The organism is Sphingomonas sp., from assembly GCF_965248875.1.
In the GTDB taxonomy this organism is placed as follows: domain Bacteria; phylum Pseudomonadota; class Alphaproteobacteria; order Sphingomonadales; family Sphingomonadaceae; genus Sphingomonas.
The window spans coordinates 85,145-101,861 of the sequence record NZ_CBDFKR010000011.1 but is presented as its reverse complement, the minus strand read 5'-3'; the positions used below and the strand labels follow the sequence as shown (position 1 = coordinate 101,861).

Below are 16,717 nucleotides of genomic sequence, written 5' to 3'. Positions count from 1 at the left end.
TTCAGGCCGAGAGCTGGACCACGTCGGCGACGCGCGGCGCTTTGCTCAGCAATCGGTCGAAATACGCGATCGTCCGCCCCAGCCCTTCGCGCAGCTTCACCTTCGGTCCCCAGCCAAGCATCGCCCGCGCCTGCGCAATGTCGGGTTGGCGCTGGCGCGGGTCGTCGGCAGGCAGCGGCTTGTGCACCACCGTCGACGCCGTGCCGGTCAGCTCCTGCACCAGGTCGGCCAGCTCGCGCATCGTGAACTCGTCGGGATTGCCGAGGTTGATCGGCCCCGTCACCTCCGCATCCGTGTTCATCAGCCGCAGGAAGCCGTCGACCAGATCGTCGACATAGCAGAAGGACCGCGTCTGCGTCCCCTCGCCATACAGCGTGATCGGCTGGCCGGTCAGCGCCTGGACGATGAAGTTCGACACGACGCGGCCATCGTCGGGATGCATCCGCGGGCCATAGGTGTTGAAGATCCGCACAACCTTTATCTGCACGCGATGCTGGCGGTGATAGTCGAAGAACAGCGTCTCAGCGCACCGCTTGCCCTCGTCGTAGCAGGAGCGGATACCGACTGGATTGACGTTGCCCCAGTAGCTCTCCGGTTGGGGGTGAACGGCGGGGTCGCCATAGACCTCGCTGGTCGACGCCTGGAGGATCGGGACCTTGAGCCGCTTGGCAAGGCCCAGCATGTTGATCGCGCCCATGACGCTGGTCTTGGTCGTCTGAACGGGGTCGAACTGATAGTGAACCGGGCTGGCCGGGCAGGCGAGATTATAGATGCGGTCGACCTCGGTGTAGAGCGGGAAGGTCACGTCGTGGCGCAGCACCTCGAACTTCGGATCGGCTAGCAGGTGACGGATATTGTCGCGGCGGCCGGTGTAATAGTTGTCGACACACAGCACCTCCGCCCCGCCTGCCAGCAGCCGCTCGCACAGGTGCGAGCCGATGAACCCCGCCCCACCGGTCACCAGCACCCGTTCGTTGGTATAACCCACTTGCCACTCCCGACCTTCGTTTCCGCCCTTCATGCAGGAAAGTGCCCGTGCCGCAAGGTCTTCCGCCCGTCAGGCGCCGGTCCCGAGCATGGCGTGCGCATCCACGACCCGCGCGATCATCGACTCGTCGACCGGCACCGCACCATCGAGCATGAGCATCGCGAGGCCGTGCGCGACGGACCATGCCTGAAGGGCGAAGACGCGCGTATCGACGCCGCCCGGAGCGAGCGCAGCGGCGTTGGCGAGCAGAAAGGTCATCGCGTCGTCGTCATCGCCACCAACGCCGCTCGCCATCGCGTGATCCAGCGGCTGCGCATAGATCAGCCTGAACAGCGCCGGATTGGCGAGCGCGAACCTGACATAGGCGACCCCGGTCGCGTTGAACCCCGCCGCACCGCCGCCGGCCGCGTCATAAGCCGCGTGCTGCGCCGCTCCGAGCTGCGCCAGCCCCGCCTTCGCGATCGCCGTCAGCAGCGCGTCCTTGTCGGGAAAGTGCCGGTACACCGCCGTGGCGCTGACTCCCACCCGCCGCGCCACCGCGCGGAGCGACAGCTCGTCGGCCTCTGCGACCAGAGCCAGTGCCGCGTTTACAAGCGCGGGACGAAGGTCGCCGTGATGATAGGCTCGGGTTGATGTTGACACTGTTACCATCGACGCTATGTTTACCCCGTCAACATTGCAGGAGCGAGTCGTGATGGCAAGCATCGTCGAAAATGTCGTTCGGTCCACCGTCGCCAAGGGCATGGGCAAGGTCGCCGCGTTTAACCGCCGCCGCCTGCCGCACGAGGAGCACCCCTTTCTCACGGGCATTCATCAGCCGATGACGGATGAGCTGACGCTGACCGACCTCGCCGTTACGGGCGCGATCCCGCCGGTGTTTGACGGCCGCTACCTGCGCATCGGGCCGAACCCGATCAAGCCCGATCCCGCCGGGCACCACTGGTTCACCGGCGACGGCATGGTTCATGGCATCGCGCTGAAGGACGGGCGGGCGCAATGGTATCGCAACCGCTGGATCCGTTCCCGGCATGTCGGCGAGGTCCATCCCGACGGGGCGGCGCCAGGGCCGCGGCATGGCTTCGACACCGTCAACACCAACGTCGTCGGCATCGGTGGCCGCACCTGGGCGCTGGTCGAGGCGGGCAGCTATCCCGTCGAGCTGTCCGATACGCTGGAAGAGCAGACCTACAACGCGTTTGACGACACGCTGCTCGGCTCTTTCACCGCGCACCCGCATCGGGACCCGCTGACCGGCGAGCACCATGCGGTTGCCTATGAGGGCACCGACCCGGGCGTCGTCCGCCATATCGTACTGTCCCCGGACGGTCAGGTGGTGCGCGAGGAGCCGATCGCGGTCGCGCACGGGCCGTCGATCCACGATTGCGGGTTCACCGCGCGCTACGCGATCGTCCTCGATCTGCCCGTCACCTTCTCGATGAAGGCGATGATCGGCGGTCACTCCTTCCCGTACCGCTGGAACGAGGGGCATCAGGCGCGGGTCGGCCTGCTGCCGCGCGGCGGCGCCGACGCCGACATGATCTGGTGCCCGGTCGATCCCGCCTATGTCTTCCATGTAGCCAACAGCTTCGACGATGCGGACGGGCGCGTCGTGCTCGACGTGGCGGCGTACCGGACGATGTTCGCCGACGGGCGGCACGGGCCGGACGGGCAGAACCTTGGCCTGGAGCGGTGGACGATCGACCCGGCCGCGCGCACCGTCGAACGCCGCACGATCGACGCGAGCCCGCAGGAGTTCCCGCGCCCCGACGAGCGCCGCTGGGGCCAGCCCTATCGCTACTGCTATACGATGGCGTTGCCGGACACGGCGGCCGATCAGTTCGTCGGCGCGACCCGGCTCTACAAGCACGATCTGGAGACCGGCACGCGCGCGGCGCATGAGTTCGGCGCCGGCCGCTATCCGGGCGAGTTCGTCTTCGTCCCTGCGTATGCCGACGCGGCGGAGGACGAGGGCTATCTGATCGGGCTGGTCGTCGACCTGCCCGGTGAGACCACCGACCTCGTCATCCTCAACGCACGCGCCTTTGCCGGGGATCCGGTCGCCAGCATCCGCCTGCCGCATCGCGTTCCGCCGGGATTTCACGGCAACTGGCTGCCCGACGCGGGCTAACCGATTTGCGAAATCGCGGCGTTCAGCGCATGGCGGGGCGACCTGATCGTTCCAACGGAAACCCCGCCATGCCCCATTGGGCTCCCGACAGCTGGACGGCGCACGAAGCGCTGCAGCAGCCCGACTATCGCGACACCTCTGCGCTCGACGCCGCCACCGCGACGCTGAAGAACTTTCCGCCGCTGGTGTTCGCGGGCGAGGCGCGCAACCTGACCGCCTCGCTGGCCGAGGTTGCGGCTGGCCGCGCTTTCCTGCTCCAGGGCGGCGACTGTGCGGAGAGCTTCGCCGAGTTCCACCCCAACAACATCCGCGACACCTTCCGTGTCATCCTGCAGATGGCAGTCGTCCTGACCTATGCCTCCAAGCTGCCGGTGGTGAAGGTCGGGCGGATGGCGGGTCAGTTCGCCAAGCCGCGCTCGGCGCCGACGGAGACGGTCGATGAGGTCGCCCTGCCCTCCTATCGCGGCGACAACGTCAACGATATCGCCTTTACGCCGGAAGCGCGCGAGCCCGATCCGCAGCGGATGATCCGCGCCTACAGCCAGGCGGCCGCGACGCTGAACCTGCTCCGCGCCTTTGCGCAGGGCGGCTATGCAAACCTCCATCAGGTCCATCGCTGGACCCATGATTTCCTTGGCTCCTCCCCCTGGAGCCGCAAGTACCGCGAGACCGCGGACCGGATCGGCGACGCGCTAGAGTTCATGCGCGCGTGTGGCATCGACCCGGAGACGGTGCCGCAGCTGGCGCAGACCGCGTTCTACACCAGCCACGAGGCGCTGCTGCTGCCGTACGAGCAGGCGATGGCGCGGCAGGATTCACTGACCGGCGACTGGTACGACACGTCCGCGCACTTCCTGTGGATCGGCGACCGCACCCGCTTCCCGGGCTCTGCGCATGTCGAGTTCCTGCGCGGGATCGGCAACCCGGTCGGCGTGAAATGCGGGCCCAGCCTGGAGCCCGACATGCTTTTGCGGCTGCTCGACACGCTCAACCCGGCGCGGGTTGCGGGGCGGATGACGCTCATCACCCGCTATGGCTATGACAAAATCGAAGGCGCGCTGCCCAAGCTGGTGCGGGCGGTGTCGCGCGAGGGGCATCCGGTGGTCTGGTCGTGCGACCCGATGCACGGCAACACCATGCAGTCGATGACCGGCTACAAGACGCGGCCATTCGAGCGCATCCTGGCGGAGGTACGCGGCTTTTTCGCGGTGCATCGCGCCGAGGGGACGCATGCGGGCGGCATTCACGCCGAGATGACCGGGCAGAACGTCACTGAATGCACCGGCGGCGCGGTCGATGTCACCGAACAGAGCCTGGCCGACCGCTACCACACCCATTGCGATCCGCGGCTCAATGCCTCGCAAAGCCTGGAGCTGGCCTTCCTGCTCGCCGAGATGCTCAACGAGGAGCTGGCCGAGCGCCGTCGCGCGGCCGCCTGAGGATCACTTCTCCGCGACGGTGATGATGTTGCCGAGCCGCAGGCCCAACGCCGTTTTGGGCAGCGGCAGGCGGTCAAGCCTGACCCCCACCGTCCCTGCCGCCTGCCGCGCCATGAAGTCGATCGGGAAGTAGTTGCGGCTGCGGCGCACGCGCGTCGCGGCATAGCCGGCGCGGCGCGCGAGCGCGGCGATGGAGCGCGGGTTATACAGCTCGGGATGCTGCAGGCAAAAGGGCGGCCACTTCCGCCCCATCACCCTGCGCAGCAGCGACGCTTCGTTATGCGTGACGATCATCAAGCGCCCGCCGGGCTTGAGCTTGCGGTGCAGCGTGGTCAGCGTTGCGAGCGGGGCCAGCAGGTGATCGAGGACGTGCACCATCACGGCGAGCCCGACCGACCCATCGGGTACCGCCGACAAATCCTCCAGGTCGGTCAGGATAGCGTGCGGCCGGTCGCCAACCGCTGCCGCCAGCTGCGGGTGGACCGACCGGTTCGGCTCGACCAGCCAGAACCGGTCGAACCGGCCCTCACGCGCGGCGTGGCCAGCCACGTAGCCGATATCCGGTCCCAGCTCCAGGAAATCGCCGTCAAGCGTGGCGCCCTCCGCCGCGGTGTCGAAATAGCCGCGTTGCGTCCGCTCGATCGCGGCGAGCGGCACGACGTCCATGTTGGGCGCCATGTCGGCGTACAGCTCGTCAAGCTGCGCGTCGGTGAAGAAAGCCGGTGCATAGAGCAACCCGCACATTCCACACCGCGCATAGGAGAAGAACGGCTTGTCGTCGTTGAGCCCCATCCAGGCCGGGCGCAGCGCATCGAGCGACATCGCCTCCGCCGGGTGCGCGCTCGATACCTCGACCTTCGGCTGGTCGGCGGCACAGGCGGGGCAGGCGCGATGGGGAAAAGTCGCGTCGGTCATGGCGGGTCCAGGGAAGCGGCGGCGGATTGGTCCTGCCGATTAGGTGATCGTGACCCGTGTGGCAAACCGTGCGGGAAGCGCGATGTTGCGATGCAAAAACTTTCGACAGCGCGGTTGCGGCGCTCCGGACAGCCGTTTACAGAGTCGCCAACTCGTTGGATTAACGATCTTAATCATCGCATTTATAATTGCTTAACCGAAGGTTCCGCACAGCTGCTGCTGGAGCGGCGGATGGCGGGTGATCACGATGGTTGGAGATAAACTGGTGTCGCAGATGATCTTCCACGACCTGTTTGTGCTGGAGCTGGCGAACAACCATTGGGGTAAGCTCGACCGTGGGCTGAAGATCATCGACGACTTCGCCGATGTGGTCGCCGAGCACGGCGTCTATGCGTCGATCAAGCTGCAGTTCCGCGACGTCGACAGCTTCATTCACCCCGATTACCGCGATCTCGAGGAATCGCGCTACATCAAGAAGACGCAGCAGACGCAGCTGCCCTGGCACGCGCTGCGCCAGATGGTCGATCGCGTCCGCGCGCGCGGCATGCTGACAATGGTGACGCCGTTCGACGAGACATCGGTCGACAAGGCGGTCGAGTTCGGCGTCGACATCCTCAAGATCGCCAGCTCAGACGTGCGCGACAAGTCGCTGCTGCGCCGTATCGCGGCCAGCGGTCTGCCGGTGATCGCATCGTCGGGCGGCGCGGCGCTGGAGCATCTCGACGAGCTCGTCCGCTATTTTGCGGCTCGGGGGACGCCGTTCGCGCTTAATCACTGCGTGTCGATCTATCCGTCCGATGACAGCGAGCTAGAGCTGAACCAGATCGACTATCTGCGCGCGCGCTATCCCGATGTCACCATCGGCCTGTCGACGCACGAGCATCGCGACTGGCACGATTCGATCCTGATCGCCTATGGCAAGGGGGCGCGCACCTTCGAGCGTCACATCGACATCGACCATGAAGACGTGGCGGTCAGCCCCTATTGCACCCTTCCCGAACAGGCCGCGACCTGGTTCAAGGCGTTCAAGAAGGCCAAGGAGATGTGCGGCGGTCCACCCGAGTCGAAGCGCCACTGCCCCGACAAGGAGGTGCGCTACCTCGATGCCCTGGTGCGCGGCGTCTATGCGCGCCGCGACCTGCCCGCCGGGCATGTCCTCACCGACGCCGATGTGTTCCTAGCGGTGCCGCTACAGAAGGGACAGATGTCGACGCGCGAGTTCCTGGGCGGCGAGCGGTTGCTGCGCTCGGTCAAGGCCAGCGCGCCCGTCGCATTCGAGGGCGTGCACGGCCGCTTCAGTAACGACCATGCGCTGGGCCGGCTGGTCGCCGACCGCGGTATTGACGTTACCCACGCAGCCGAGCCGCCGCGGCTCCGCCTCGCCTCCTAGACCGGGCGCGCTTGGACCAGCGAGAAGGTGAGCCCCTCCTGGCTCACCACCTCGCAGGCATAGCCGTTCGCCTCCAGGAACGCGGTGATCGGCGGGATCGTGCTGACGCCGTTGACCAGATGCCCCTCGATCAGCAGGCGCGGACGGTATTTGGCCAGGAACGCGGAGCTTGCCCGGACGACCATCTCCTCCGCGCCCTCGATGTCGATCTTGACGAAATCGACGGCCGCAAGCTCGTGATGCCGCGCGATGCTGTCCAGCGTCCGCGCCTCGACGCTGACGGTGGCGCCGCGATAGCCGCCAACGATCGACACCAAGGCCGAGCCCATCGTCCCTTCCGAGCTCATCGCCATCTGCCCGTCGGCGTCCGACGCCGCCCAGGGCAGCAGCGTGATATTGTCGAGCCCGTTCACGCGCGCATGGGTGGCGAGGTTGTACGCGGCGGCGCGAAAGTTCATCGGGTCGGGCTCGAGCGCGATCACCCTGCCGGTCGGCCCCGCTGCCTTTGAGAAGGCGATCGCGGTCAGCCCCGAATAGGCGCCGAGGTCGATCACGACGCTGCCCGGCCTGATCGCGGCGAAATCGAGATATTGCGCGGTCGTCGAGAAGGGCTCGGTCGAGCTGGGGCAGAGCACGGCGAAGTCATCGAACCCGCTGACGTGATGGAGCCGCGGCGTCGAGAAATCGGTCAGCGCATAGATCGCGTCGCCTTGCCGGATTGCAACCGGGTCGGCCGAGGCGGCGTAATAGTCGAACGATTCGATCATGTCGGGTAAGTGGACGGCGTTGCCGGCGCCGATGCGGACGATCTGACGTGTCTCGTCCCTGATCACCTCCAGCCGGTCGCCGATCTTGCGGACGCGGATACCGCGTCGGCGCTCGGCGGGCGCGCGATAGTAGAACAATGTGGGACGCGTGCGGGCGATCAGCTTCGCGAGGGTGTGCTTCAGGGTCGGCATGCGGTGTCGTCTTCTTCCCTGGCCGCGGCCGCCGCGTCACCGAAGAGCGACGGGCGCGGTTTGAACGTCACGCGGCTGTGCCAAAAATAACTGCCGACGATCACGGCGCCGGTGAAGCCGAGCTGCGACAGGATCGGGTTCCAGCGCAGCACCTCGACCATAAACGGTAGGGCTGCCCAGTTCGCAGCGTAATTGACGAGGTAGAAGGACGCGAACCGGACGAACTCGGCTAAGATGTTGCCGCGCGTGCGAAACACCACGAGCTTGTAGGTGGTAAAGGCGAACACGAGGCAGCTGGCCTGCGCAATCCCTAACGCCCCATATTTCTGCACATGGAGGACCGCGTACAGAACCGGATAGGCCGCCAGCCCCACCGCCGTGTTGAGCCCTCCCGCCGCCACGAAGCGCAGCGACGTCCTCCCGTCGCGCGTCCGCAGCCGGGCGAGCAACCCCGCCGGCGGCACAGTCGCGATCACCGGGTCGGCAGGGGGGTCGGGCGCCGTCACTCGTCGAGGAGGTCGATGAGCATGTTTTCGCGCAGCACATCGCGCGGCAGGAAGGGCGATAAATCCTCCAGTGGCGGCGAGGTGATGCGGCCGTCCGGGTGCTGCTTGGCGCCGAGCTTGGGCGCGAAGGGCACGTTCTCGTCGAGGATCACCTCGCACATTACCGGCCCCGGCGTCGCTAGCGCTTCGGCGAGCGTGTCCTTGAGATGGTCGTGCGCGGCGACGCGGAAGTGCCGGAAGCCGAAGGCGGTCGCGACCTTGCCGAAATCCGGGAATGTAACGTTGCTCTTAGGGCCGCCGCCGACCTCGACGCCGTTGAAGAAGTTGCGATGGGTCTGGAAGATCGAAACGTAGCCGCTGTTGTTGAGCAGGATCACCTTCACCGGCAGGCGATTGCCCGCGATCGTCTGAAGTTCCTGTAGGTTCATCATGATCGACCCGTCGCCCGCCAGCGCGATGACGCGCCGGGCACTGTCGGTCGCGGCGCATGCGCCGACCGCACCGGGTAGGTCGTAGCCCATCGTGGCGCTGCCCGAATTGGACCAGTGGCGCTGCCCTTCCTTCAGCTTGCCCGCCTGGAACGCGACGACGCAGGCGGTGGCGTTGGCGGAGACGATGATGTCGTCGGCGTCGAGCTGCGCAAACAGTTCGTCCATGACCACATAGGGGTTGCAGACCTGATTATGCTGATATTCGGGCTGCACCACCGGAAAGCGCCGCTTGCGCTCCAGCGACCAGGTTAGCCAGTCGCGATGCGCCGCCGTCGGTCCGTCATAGGGCGCGGCGAGCAGCGCGGGAATGAAGTCCGCGAGATCTGCGACGATCGCGGTGTCCGGGCGGACATTGGGCTTCTGATGCTCAAGCGGGTCGATGTCGACCCAGATCTTGTGCGCCGCGCGCGCGAAGGTCGCCCAATTATAGCTGATCTGACGGATGTTGAGGCGGCTGCCCAGCACCAGCAGCAGGTCGGCGCTCTGGGTCACCATATTGCCGCCGCGGTCGCCGATGGTGCCGGGGCGGCCGGCGTAAAGCGGGTGGTCGTGCCACAACGCGTCATGGCCGTTGAAGCTGGTGACGACGGGAATGCCGAGCCGCTCGATCAGCCGGAGGAATTCGGCATACCGGCCGCTCAGCCGCACCCCGCTGCCGGCGAAGACGACCGGACGTTCGGCGGCGCGGAGCTTCGCCAACACGTCGGCGGCGGCGGCGTCCACATCGGTCGCGCGCCAGGGCTCGTCGACCTCGGCGGGGTCGAAACCGGGCAGCAGGTCGTCGGGATCGATCTTCGCCGCCTGCACGTCGAGCGGGATGTCGAGCCAGACCGGCCCCGGCCGCCCGTGCGTCGCGAGGTACAGAGCCTTCTCCAGCTCATAGCGGATCGCGCGCGGATCGGTGACCATCGTCGCATATTTCGTGATCGGCCGGACGAGCTGCTCGATGTCGAGTTCCTGGTCGCCATACTGGCGCAGCGGCAGCCCGGTAAAACGGACGGTGGTCTCGATCTTCACCTGGCCGGAGATCACCAGCATGCCGATCGAATCGACATAGGCGCCATAAACGCCGGTGATCGCGTTGGTGCCGCCGGGACCGGACGTGACATTCACCAACGCCAGCCGGTTGGTCAGCCGATAATAGGCCTCTGCCGCCATCGCCAGCGCCTGTTCGTGGTGCATGAACACGGTCTTGAGCCGCGGATTGGTGCCGACCGAATGATTAAGATGCATCGCGCCGCCGCCGGTCAGCATAAAGGCGTGGCGGATGCCATGCTCCACCAGCCGGTCGGCGACCCAGTCGCTGAGCTTGATCTTCGTCATCGCGTCCATCCGTTCCAACGCGCCGTGCGCCTGATCGCTTCGTCCAGCCCGACCGTGGCGGCAACCCCCAGGTCGCGGCGGATCGCCGCCGTCGCGGGGACGTAACGGCCCGGGTTCCACCCCACATCGGCCCGGCCGAGCACCTCGTGCCCCGCCCCGCCCAGCACGCGATCGACGCGCGCGGCGAGCTCCGCGATCGACACCGCTTCCTCCGAGCCGACGTTATAGACGCTCCCCGCCTCGGCGCGGAGCAGGATGGCCCACAGCCACGTCGTGACGTCGGCGAGATAGAGGTAGGAGCGCACCGCCGTGCCCACGCTCTCGATCCGTATCGGCCGTTTTGCCATCGCGTCGCGGATGAAGTTACCCGCGGCGAAGTGGATGTCGAGGCTGAGCAGCGGCCCTAGCAGCGCGAAGATGCGCGCCGTCACGACGTCGAGCCCGAACTGCTTGACGTAGATCGCGCACAGCATCTCGGCGGCGCGCTTGCCCTCGGCATAGGCGGCGCGCGGATCGCGGGGATCGGGGCCGCCTATCCAGTCCTCGCCGACCCCAGGGACCTCGAAGGGCTGATTGCCGTAGACCGCGCCCGAGCTGAGGAAGAAGAAACGCTCCGCCTTCGACGCGACCGCCAGATCGAGCGCCCGCCGGGTGCCGGTGACGACGGTGTCGAACATCCGGCGCGGGTCGCATTCGTTGAGGTCGGCGCTGGCATCGGTGGCGGCGTGGATGACGTGTGTGAAGCGCTCGTCGCCCGGCGCCAGCGTCAGCACGTCGCCGGTGACAAAGCGGAACGCCGGGTAATCGGCCAGATGCGGGGCGCGCGCGGCAAAGGCGGCCGGGTCGCGGGTCAGCACCGTCGCCTGCACACCGAGGTCGAGCCGCCGGTCGGCATCGCGCAACGTCTCCAGCAGCCACCGGCCCAGGAGCCCGGTGCCGCCGGTGACGAACAGCCGCGCGCCCTTCAACCGGGACCAGTCGGGTGCAAGCGCGGCATGGACCGACGCGAAGTCATCGCGGAAAGCCCAGCTCATGCCGGCTGCAAAGCAGGTGCGGCGGGCGGCGCCACTTCCAGGGTCGGCCGGCGCAGCCGGTGCGCGCGCGCGATCAGAAGGACGCTGTCGAGCGTCAGCGCCCATTGCATCAGCACGATCAGCGCGGGCCGGACGAACATGCCGACAGACACCCCGAACGGCGACGAGATCGTCCGGCCGCCGAGCCAGCTGTCGCCGGTCAGCGTGACGATGTTCGACAGGACATAGTCATAGGGCACCGACAGCAGGTAACCCATGGTAAGCGCGACGATCGGCCCAAGGCGCTCCCACCGCTCCAGAAACAGCAGGAAAACCAGGAACACCTCCGTGTATCCGCCCGGTGACTGGTTGATGAGCGAGGTCGCGAGCAGGACCAGGGCAATCCGGTTGCGGGTCAGCGCCTGGGGCTGCAGCCATGCGCCGGCCATCGTCGCCAGGCCAAGCACCCGGCTGATGTTGATAAGGATCGGGATGGCGTGGAAGAAGGGATCGATCGTCTTCTGGGCGAGGAACTCGTGGGTTGGAAAGCGGTACGTGTTGAACTCCAGGAACGGCGCGAAGCTGGTCGAGTAGTAAACCTGCTCCCAAACGAACCCCGTCGTTCCCGTCACCCAGGCGCCGAGATTGGCGACGATCTCCGCCGGGCTGCCGCTGCCGAACAGCGCAAAGCTGGCAAGGTACACGCTCAAAGTCGCGAAGGCGGCCAGCTCTAGATATCGCCAATGCCGTTTCGCCACATCAGCTAGCGCCGGGACGAGCAGATACGGCTTGAAGTTGATCGTCACCGCCACCCCGATTGCGCGAACGACCCGCGACCGGGCGATGTCGCCATAGGCGAGCACGAAGAAGATAAAGCATGGCAGGATCAGGTTGCCGCGCTCCAGCGTGTACAGCCACGGCAGGCCCAACCCGAACGCCACGCCGCGGAACAAAGCCGTGCGCGGTTCGGCCCGCCAGAAGGCGAGCGCCGCCAGTCCTGCGCCAATTGCGAAAGAGGCGAGTATCGTCCCCTTCCCCACCCAGTCGCAATCGCGTGCGTAAAGCGAACTGGACAAGTAGCAGTCCGAGATGCCGAACAGGCCGAGGAAGTCGAACGACAGTGGCGGGTAGACCGTCCGCCAGACGTCGAACGCCCCGGGATGGTGCGCCCAATAGGCGGTGTTGAACCAGTCCATCCAGGTGTCGTTGATGTCGAACACGAAGGGCTGCGGCAGTTTGCCGTCGACATGGAAGCGGACGACGCAGTTCGCGAGGCCCGCCAGCACCAGCAGCGTCAGCAGCAGTTCGGGCAGGCGTCGCCGCGCCTCGCCAGGAAGGCGTGCGATCTTCACGTCCGGCCGGCGGGCCGGACGGGCTGGATGTACGTCCGCTCGGCCGGCTGCTGGCGATCCGGCGGGAAGTTGATCCGCTCCTCCTCCAGCACCAGCGGCACGTTGCGCGTCCGCTCGGAGATGGCGCGCACCTGTTCGCCGATCAGCCCCAGGAACAGCATCAACACCGCGAAGATGCCGCCCTGCACCGAAAGCAGCAGGAGCAGCCCCGTATGCGACCAGCCCAGAATCGCGGAGATCAGCGTCCCCAGTCCCAGCAGCAGCACAGCCGCGACGATGTAGAAGGACAGCAGGATCGGCAGCCGGAGCAGCCCTTTGGCGGATCCCGCCAGTCCCGACAACGCGAAGTCGAACAGCGCGCTCATATTGTTCTTGGTCTCGCCCGCGACGCGCTGCGGCCGGTCGAACGGAATCAGCGCGACGCGGAACCCGCCCTCGACCACCATGCCGCGAAAGAAGGGCTCAGGCTCGTTCCAGGCGGCGAGCGTGTCAATGACCTCGCGGCTGAACAGGCCCCAGCCCGTGACACCGGAGATGACCCGATAGTCGGCGTAGCGGCCGAGAAAGCGATAGCCGCTCCTGCGCGCGAGCGTCAGCAGCCACGAGGCCTGCTCGGACCGCCGCTGCCCGAACACCACCTGCGCGCCGCCGCGCCACAGCCGGATCACGTCGGGGATCAGCGCCGGCGGATCCTGGAAATCGGCGCCCATTCCGATCACCGCCTCCCCTTCCGCCTGGTAAAGCCCATAGGTCGGCGAGCGCATCTGGCCGTAGTTGCGGGTATTGAAGATCAACCGCGTCTGCGGGTCGCCCGCGGCGATGTCGCGCATCAGCGCGCGGGTGCGGTCGGTCGAGCCGTTGTCGATGAAGATGATCTCGTGCGACCGCGCATGGGCGAGCAACTCGCGCTGCACGGCGGCGTGGATCTCGCGGACATTCTCCTCCTCGTTATAGCAGGGGATGACGACCGACACCTCCGGCCGCGCGCCCGCACCGTCAGGCAGGGTCATCGACGCCCTCCCGGCCGAACATGTCGCGCCACCTGAGGCCGGTGGCGGGGACGTACAGCTCCGTGAACAGCGCCGCGAGGACCAGCAGCGCCAGCGCGGCGACGGCCGAAACGTTGTAGTGCCGCTCGGCGTCGAGGTTCGCGGGCTCGACCACCTGGATGTAGCTTGCGCTCTCCGCGACCAGGTTCTCGACCGCGGTCTGCTCGTTGGCGCGGGCGTAGACGTCGTAGAGCGCCTGCGCGAAGCGGTAGTCACGGAATAGGTCGAAATAGCGCGTGGTCAGCGACGATAGGCCCGACACGTTCGGCCCGGCGCTGCCGATGCTGGGACGGTCAGTCTGCGCGAGCTGCGCCTGCAACGTGGCGATCTCCGCCTGCAAGCTGTTGCGCAGCGGATTCTCGGGCCCGGCGAACTGATCGATGCTGCGCAACTCGACCTGCTTCGCCGACAGCCGCGCCTGCAGACCGGCACGCAGCGTCAGCTCGCTGCCGAGCTGCTGTTCCGGGCTGGCAAGGCGATATTGCCGGCGAAAGCCGTCGAGCGCGGCCGACGACTGCGAAACGCGCGCGTTCGCCTCGCGAAAGCGGCTCTGCACGATCTGCGCCTTGCGCGCGGCGGTCTCCCGGCTGAGCGCGCCGATGCGGTTGCTGATCGCCGACTGATAGGCCGCGGTCAGCCGCAGCGCCTCGTCTTGGTCACGGGCGCGGGTCTCGATCTCGACCACCCCGCCCAGGAGAAGGTGGATGTCGACCTTGGCCGCCAGCGCGATGCGCGCGTCAGCCTGCGTCGCATAAGGCCTGCCCTCCCCCGCCAGGTCGAGTGCGCGGACGACGTCGTTGGTTACGGTCGAGCTGCGCCCGATGATGAGATACAGGTCGTTGGGCGGACGGCCGCCGCTCAGGAGGCTGGCGAAGCTCTGTAATTGCCCGCCGAGCGAGCTGACCACCTGCCCCAGCCCGGCGCTGCTGCTGTCCTGTGGCAACAGCTTGGCGCGCGCCACGTAAGGGCGCGGCACGACGCAAAGGAGCGCGAGGAGCAGCGCCACGACCGCATAGGCGAACCGGCGGGCGCGCGGATCGCGGAGCCGATGCCGCGAGGCGCTCGCGTCCGCCATCAATTCGTAACCGACTTGACCGTCGCCGCCGCCAGCGCGCCATTGAACAGCACGCTGGTGATGTCCCGCAGCCGCGCCCAGAACTCGCCGCGGTTGCTGTCGATCGGCACGAAGACCAGGTCGCCGGGCAGCGCCGGCTGGCTGAGGAAATTGCCGCGCGAGGAGCGTGACAGGACCGTGCCGTTGGCGCGGACCACGAAAATCTGCTTGCGGTCGCCGATCTTCTGCACCCCGCCTGCCCGCGCGAGATAGTCGGCAACGCGCGTGCCGGGGCGGTACTGGAACGAAGCGGGGCTCGGCACGGAGCCGAACACGCCAACGCTGACATTATACGGCGGCACATAGATCGCGTCGTTGTTCTCCAGCACGACCACGTCGGGCAGCGCCGTCGCATCGGGCTGCGCTTCCAAGATCAGCCGCCCCTCCGGCCGGCGCGAACGGAGTTGCTCGACGACCGCGCGAACCTGTTGCAGGCGCTCGGCGGAAAGCTGGTTGGTACTTGACGACGCGGTGGTCAGCGGCTGCGCGGTCAGCAGCAGGTCGACGTCGCGGACGGCGCGATCGTAGCTCATCTGCTGCTGGGTGCGCAGGCTGTCGCGAGTGAAAACGGCGCCGAATGGGTAGGCTTCGGCGGTCAATCCGCCGGCCTGCGCGACCACCGTCGCCAGCGTCGTGCCCGCGGGCACGTAATAGCGACCGGGGTGCGCGACCTCGCCGCTCAGCGTCACCAGCACCGGCTGCTGCTGGAGCGGGCGGGCAATGTCGATGCCAGACAGGACGCGGATCACCTGCCCGCGCAGCGCCGGGCGGGTGCGCACCTCGGCGGGCGTCAGCTGCTGATAGCCCGTCCCCGTCGTTCCCAGCGCGTCGAGGACGAGGAGTCGGCTGTCGTCGGCGACCGTGCTGACGCCGCCGGCATAGAGCAGGACATCGTTGAGCGTCTCGTGCGCGCGTGCCTCGAAGATCGCCTCGTTGTTGACGGAACCGACCACCGCCACCTGCGCGCCCGCAGGCGCGACGAAGATGACGTCGCCGTTCTGGAGCAGCGCGTCAGCCGACCGGTCGCCCTTCAGCAACAGGTCGTACAAGTCGAAATCCGATACCAGCCGGCCGCCGCGCCGGACCTGGATCGAGCGGAAACTGCCGCCCGCAGACGGGCCGCCCGCCGCCAGCACCGCATTGACCACGGTCGCCAGTCCGCTGACCGTGTACGATCCGGGCTGTGCGGCGAAGCCGGTGACGTAGACGGTGATGCCGTGCAGCCGCCCGACCGTGATCGAGACGCGGAAGCCGTGATAGACACGTGTCACAGCGGCGGCGATCCGCGCCTGCACGTCGCCGTAGCGGACGCCGCCGACGCTGACCGCGCCGACGCGCGGGATGAAGATGCGGCCCTCGGAGTCGACCGTGAGGCGCAGGTCGCTCGCCTGGATCGACCCGGTCAGTCCGATCCGCAGCTCGTCGCCCGGGTTGAAGCGATAATCCTCCGGCACCGCCACCGTCTCGGGCGGGGCGGTGAAATCGAGCGCGTCGGGGACCAGCAGGTTGGCGCCGAACCTGCGTAGCGGCCTGTCGACGATACGCGACACGAACGCCTCGAACTCGCTGGGCGGCGGCGGAGTGCGGCTGCGGCGCAGGCGCGCCAGATCGGCGCGGTCCCGGTCGGTGAGCCGCTCGGCGTCCGCCGCGTCGGCGCCGCGTCGCGAGGCCGTGCCGTCGGTCGCGCGGGTCTGATCGCTCGCCCGGATTTCATCGGGCTGATAGCGGTCGGACCGCGCCTCGACCTGGGTCGCCGCCGCATCGCGACTTTGCTGGGTGGCCGGCATGGCCCGGGAGTCGGCCGCCGCCGCTCCGGTGCTCCGCGTCGCATAGGGATCATCCTGCCCGGAGCCATAGGCGGTATCGGCGATCTGAGCCGCGGCCGGCGTCGCCGCCCACCCCAACGACACTGACGCGCAGGCGAGCGCAAGTCGGGACACAACGGGCCTCATCATCGACGTCAAATCCAGACCGGGCGGCCGACCGGCCCCTCGCCGTCAGCCGCAGCCGTCCCCCGACGCGCCCTTACCGGCATCGGTCGCGGCGCGCC

The 16,717-nt window shown here is 67.5% G+C and carries 14 protein-coding genes; 3 read left to right on the top strand and 11 right to left on the bottom strand.

What is annotated here, in order from left to right; translation table 11 throughout:
* Window position 1: 1 nt before the first annotated feature.
* Together ACP2AD_RS07435 and ACP2AD_RS07430 are read right to left on the bottom strand one after the other, a co-directional pair.
* Window positions 2-1,021, bottom strand: coding sequence for a UDP-glucuronic acid decarboxylase family protein (locus ACP2AD_RS07435; protein ID WP_425229451.1), 1,020 nt, complete (start codon window positions 1,019-1,021; stop codon window positions 2-4).
* Window positions 1,022-1,057: 36 nt separating this feature from the next.
* Window positions 1,058-1,639, bottom strand: a complete 582-nt coding sequence (locus ACP2AD_RS07430) for a TetR/AcrR family transcriptional regulator (protein ID WP_425229450.1) — start codon at window positions 1,637-1,639, stop codon at window positions 1,058-1,060.
* A 43-nt stretch (window positions 1,640-1,682) separates the two neighbouring features.
* Here ACP2AD_RS07430 and ACP2AD_RS07425 point away from each other — a divergent pair, with 43 nt between their 5' ends.
* Both ACP2AD_RS07425 and ACP2AD_RS07420 read left to right on the top strand, forming a co-directional pair.
* Window positions 1,683-3,116, top strand: coding sequence for a carotenoid oxygenase family protein (locus ACP2AD_RS07425; protein WP_425229449.1), 1,434 nt, complete (start codon window positions 1,683-1,685; stop codon window positions 3,114-3,116).
* Between the two features lie 29 nt (window positions 3,117-3,145).
* Window positions 3,146-4,555 (top strand): class II 3-deoxy-7-phosphoheptulonate synthase, encoded by a 1,410-nt coding sequence (locus tag ACP2AD_RS07420; protein WP_425229448.1) that lies wholly within the window; start codon window positions 3,146-3,148, stop codon window positions 4,553-4,555.
* Between the two features lie 3 nt (window positions 4,556-4,558).
* On the opposite strand, the gene ACP2AD_RS07415 is transcribed toward ACP2AD_RS07420, so the two are convergent.
* Window positions 4,559-5,470 carry a class I SAM-dependent methyltransferase gene (locus ACP2AD_RS07415; RefSeq protein ID WP_425229447.1) on the bottom strand — a complete coding sequence of 304 codons (912 nt, stop codon included), beginning with the start codon at window positions 5,468-5,470 and terminating at the stop codon, window positions 4,559-4,561.
* 274 nt (window positions 5,471-5,744) lie between these two features.
* Between ACP2AD_RS07415 and ACP2AD_RS07410 the strand changes: the two genes are divergently transcribed.
* On the top strand, window positions 5,745-6,860 hold the full coding sequence (locus ACP2AD_RS07410; RefSeq protein ID WP_425231114.1) for an N-acetylneuraminate synthase family protein: 1,116 nt from the start codon (window positions 5,745-5,747) through the stop codon (window positions 6,858-6,860).
* On the opposite strand, the gene ACP2AD_RS07405 is transcribed toward ACP2AD_RS07410, so the two are convergent.
* The 8 genes from ACP2AD_RS07405 to ACP2AD_RS07370 are packed head-to-tail and all read right to left on the bottom strand — an operon-like array spanning window position 6,857 to window position 16,607.
* Window positions 6,857-7,819 carry an FkbM family methyltransferase gene (locus ACP2AD_RS07405; RefSeq protein ID WP_425229446.1) on the bottom strand — a complete coding sequence of 321 codons (963 nt, stop codon included), beginning with the start codon at window positions 7,817-7,819 and terminating at the stop codon, window positions 6,857-6,859. The two genes, ACP2AD_RS07410 and ACP2AD_RS07405, sit on opposite strands and share 4 nt — an antisense overlap.
* Window positions 7,807-8,325: a GtrA family protein gene (locus tag ACP2AD_RS07400; protein WP_425229445.1), complete on the bottom strand. Its 519-nt coding sequence runs from the start codon at window positions 8,323-8,325 to the stop codon at window positions 7,807-7,809. Before ACP2AD_RS07400 ends, ACP2AD_RS07405 begins: the two co-directional genes overlap by 13 nt.
* Entirely contained in the window at window positions 8,322-10,139 is a 1,818-nt protein-coding gene (locus tag ACP2AD_RS07395; RefSeq protein WP_425229444.1) for a thiamine pyrophosphate-binding protein, read from the bottom strand. The genes ACP2AD_RS07400 and ACP2AD_RS07395 overlap by 4 nt, the downstream gene beginning before the upstream one ends.
* Window positions 10,136-11,173: an NAD-dependent epimerase/dehydratase family protein gene (locus ACP2AD_RS07390; RefSeq protein ID WP_425229443.1), complete on the bottom strand. Its 1,038-nt coding sequence runs from the start codon at window positions 11,171-11,173 to the stop codon at window positions 10,136-10,138. Before ACP2AD_RS07390 ends, ACP2AD_RS07395 begins: the two co-directional genes overlap by 4 nt.
* Window positions 11,170-12,504 (bottom strand): hypothetical protein, encoded by a 1,335-nt coding sequence (locus ACP2AD_RS07385; RefSeq protein WP_425229442.1) that lies wholly within the window; start codon window positions 12,502-12,504, stop codon window positions 11,170-11,172. The genes ACP2AD_RS07390 and ACP2AD_RS07385 overlap by 4 nt, the downstream gene beginning before the upstream one ends.
* Window positions 12,501-13,514: a glycosyltransferase family 2 protein gene (locus tag ACP2AD_RS07380; RefSeq protein WP_425229441.1), complete on the bottom strand. Its 1,014-nt coding sequence runs from the start codon at window positions 13,512-13,514 to the stop codon at window positions 12,501-12,503. Before ACP2AD_RS07380 ends, ACP2AD_RS07385 begins: the two co-directional genes overlap by 4 nt.
* Window positions 13,501-14,628 (bottom strand): capsule biosynthesis protein, encoded by a 1,128-nt coding sequence (locus tag ACP2AD_RS07375; protein WP_425229440.1) that lies wholly within the window; start codon window positions 14,626-14,628, stop codon window positions 13,501-13,503. Before ACP2AD_RS07375 ends, ACP2AD_RS07380 begins: the two co-directional genes overlap by 14 nt.
* Window positions 14,628-16,607, bottom strand: a complete 1,980-nt coding sequence (locus ACP2AD_RS07370) for an SLBB domain-containing protein (protein WP_425229439.1) — start codon at window positions 16,605-16,607, stop codon at window positions 14,628-14,630. The genes ACP2AD_RS07375 and ACP2AD_RS07370 overlap by 1 nt, the downstream gene beginning before the upstream one ends.
* Window positions 16,608-16,717 lie beyond the last annotated feature (110 nt).

Bases quoted from the DNA above. Each gene is read 5' to 3' on its own strand.
- ACP2AD_RS07435 (WP_425229451.1), bottom strand. From the start codon at position 1,021: ATGAAGGGCGGAAACGAAGGTCGGGAGTGGCAAGTGGGTTATACCAAC.
- ACP2AD_RS07430 (WP_425229450.1), bottom strand. From the start codon at position 1,639: ATGGTAACAGTGTCAACATCAACCCGAGCCTATCATCACGGCGACCTT.
- ACP2AD_RS07425 (WP_425229449.1), top strand. From the start codon at position 1,683: ATGGCAAGCATCGTCGAAAATGTCGTTCGGTCCACCGTCGCCAAGGGC.
- ACP2AD_RS07420 (WP_425229448.1), top strand. From the start codon at position 3,146: ATGGCGGGGCGACCTGATCGTTCCAACGGAAACCCCGCCATGCCCCAT.
- ACP2AD_RS07415 (WP_425229447.1), bottom strand. From the start codon at position 5,470: ATGACCGACGCGACTTTTCCCCATCGCGCCTGCCCCGCCTGTGCCGCC.
- ACP2AD_RS07410 (WP_425231114.1), top strand. From the start codon at position 5,745: ATGATCTTCCACGACCTGTTTGTGCTGGAGCTGGCGAACAACCATTGG.
- ACP2AD_RS07405 (WP_425229446.1), bottom strand. From the start codon at position 7,819: ATGCCGACCCTGAAGCACACCCTCGCGAAGCTGATCGCCCGCACGCGT.
- ACP2AD_RS07395 (WP_425229444.1), bottom strand. From the start codon at position 10,139: ATGACGAAGATCAAGCTCAGCGACTGGGTCGCCGACCGGCTGGTGGAG.
- ACP2AD_RS07390 (WP_425229443.1), bottom strand. From the start codon at position 11,173: ATGAGCTGGGCTTTCCGCGATGACTTCGCGTCGGTCCATGCCGCGCTT.
- ACP2AD_RS07380 (WP_425229441.1), bottom strand. From the start codon at position 13,514: ATGACCCTGCCTGACGGTGCGGGCGCGCGGCCGGAGGTGTCGGTCGTC.
- ACP2AD_RS07375 (WP_425229440.1), bottom strand. From the start codon at position 14,628: ATGGCGGACGCGAGCGCCTCGCGGCATCGGCTCCGCGATCCGCGCGCC.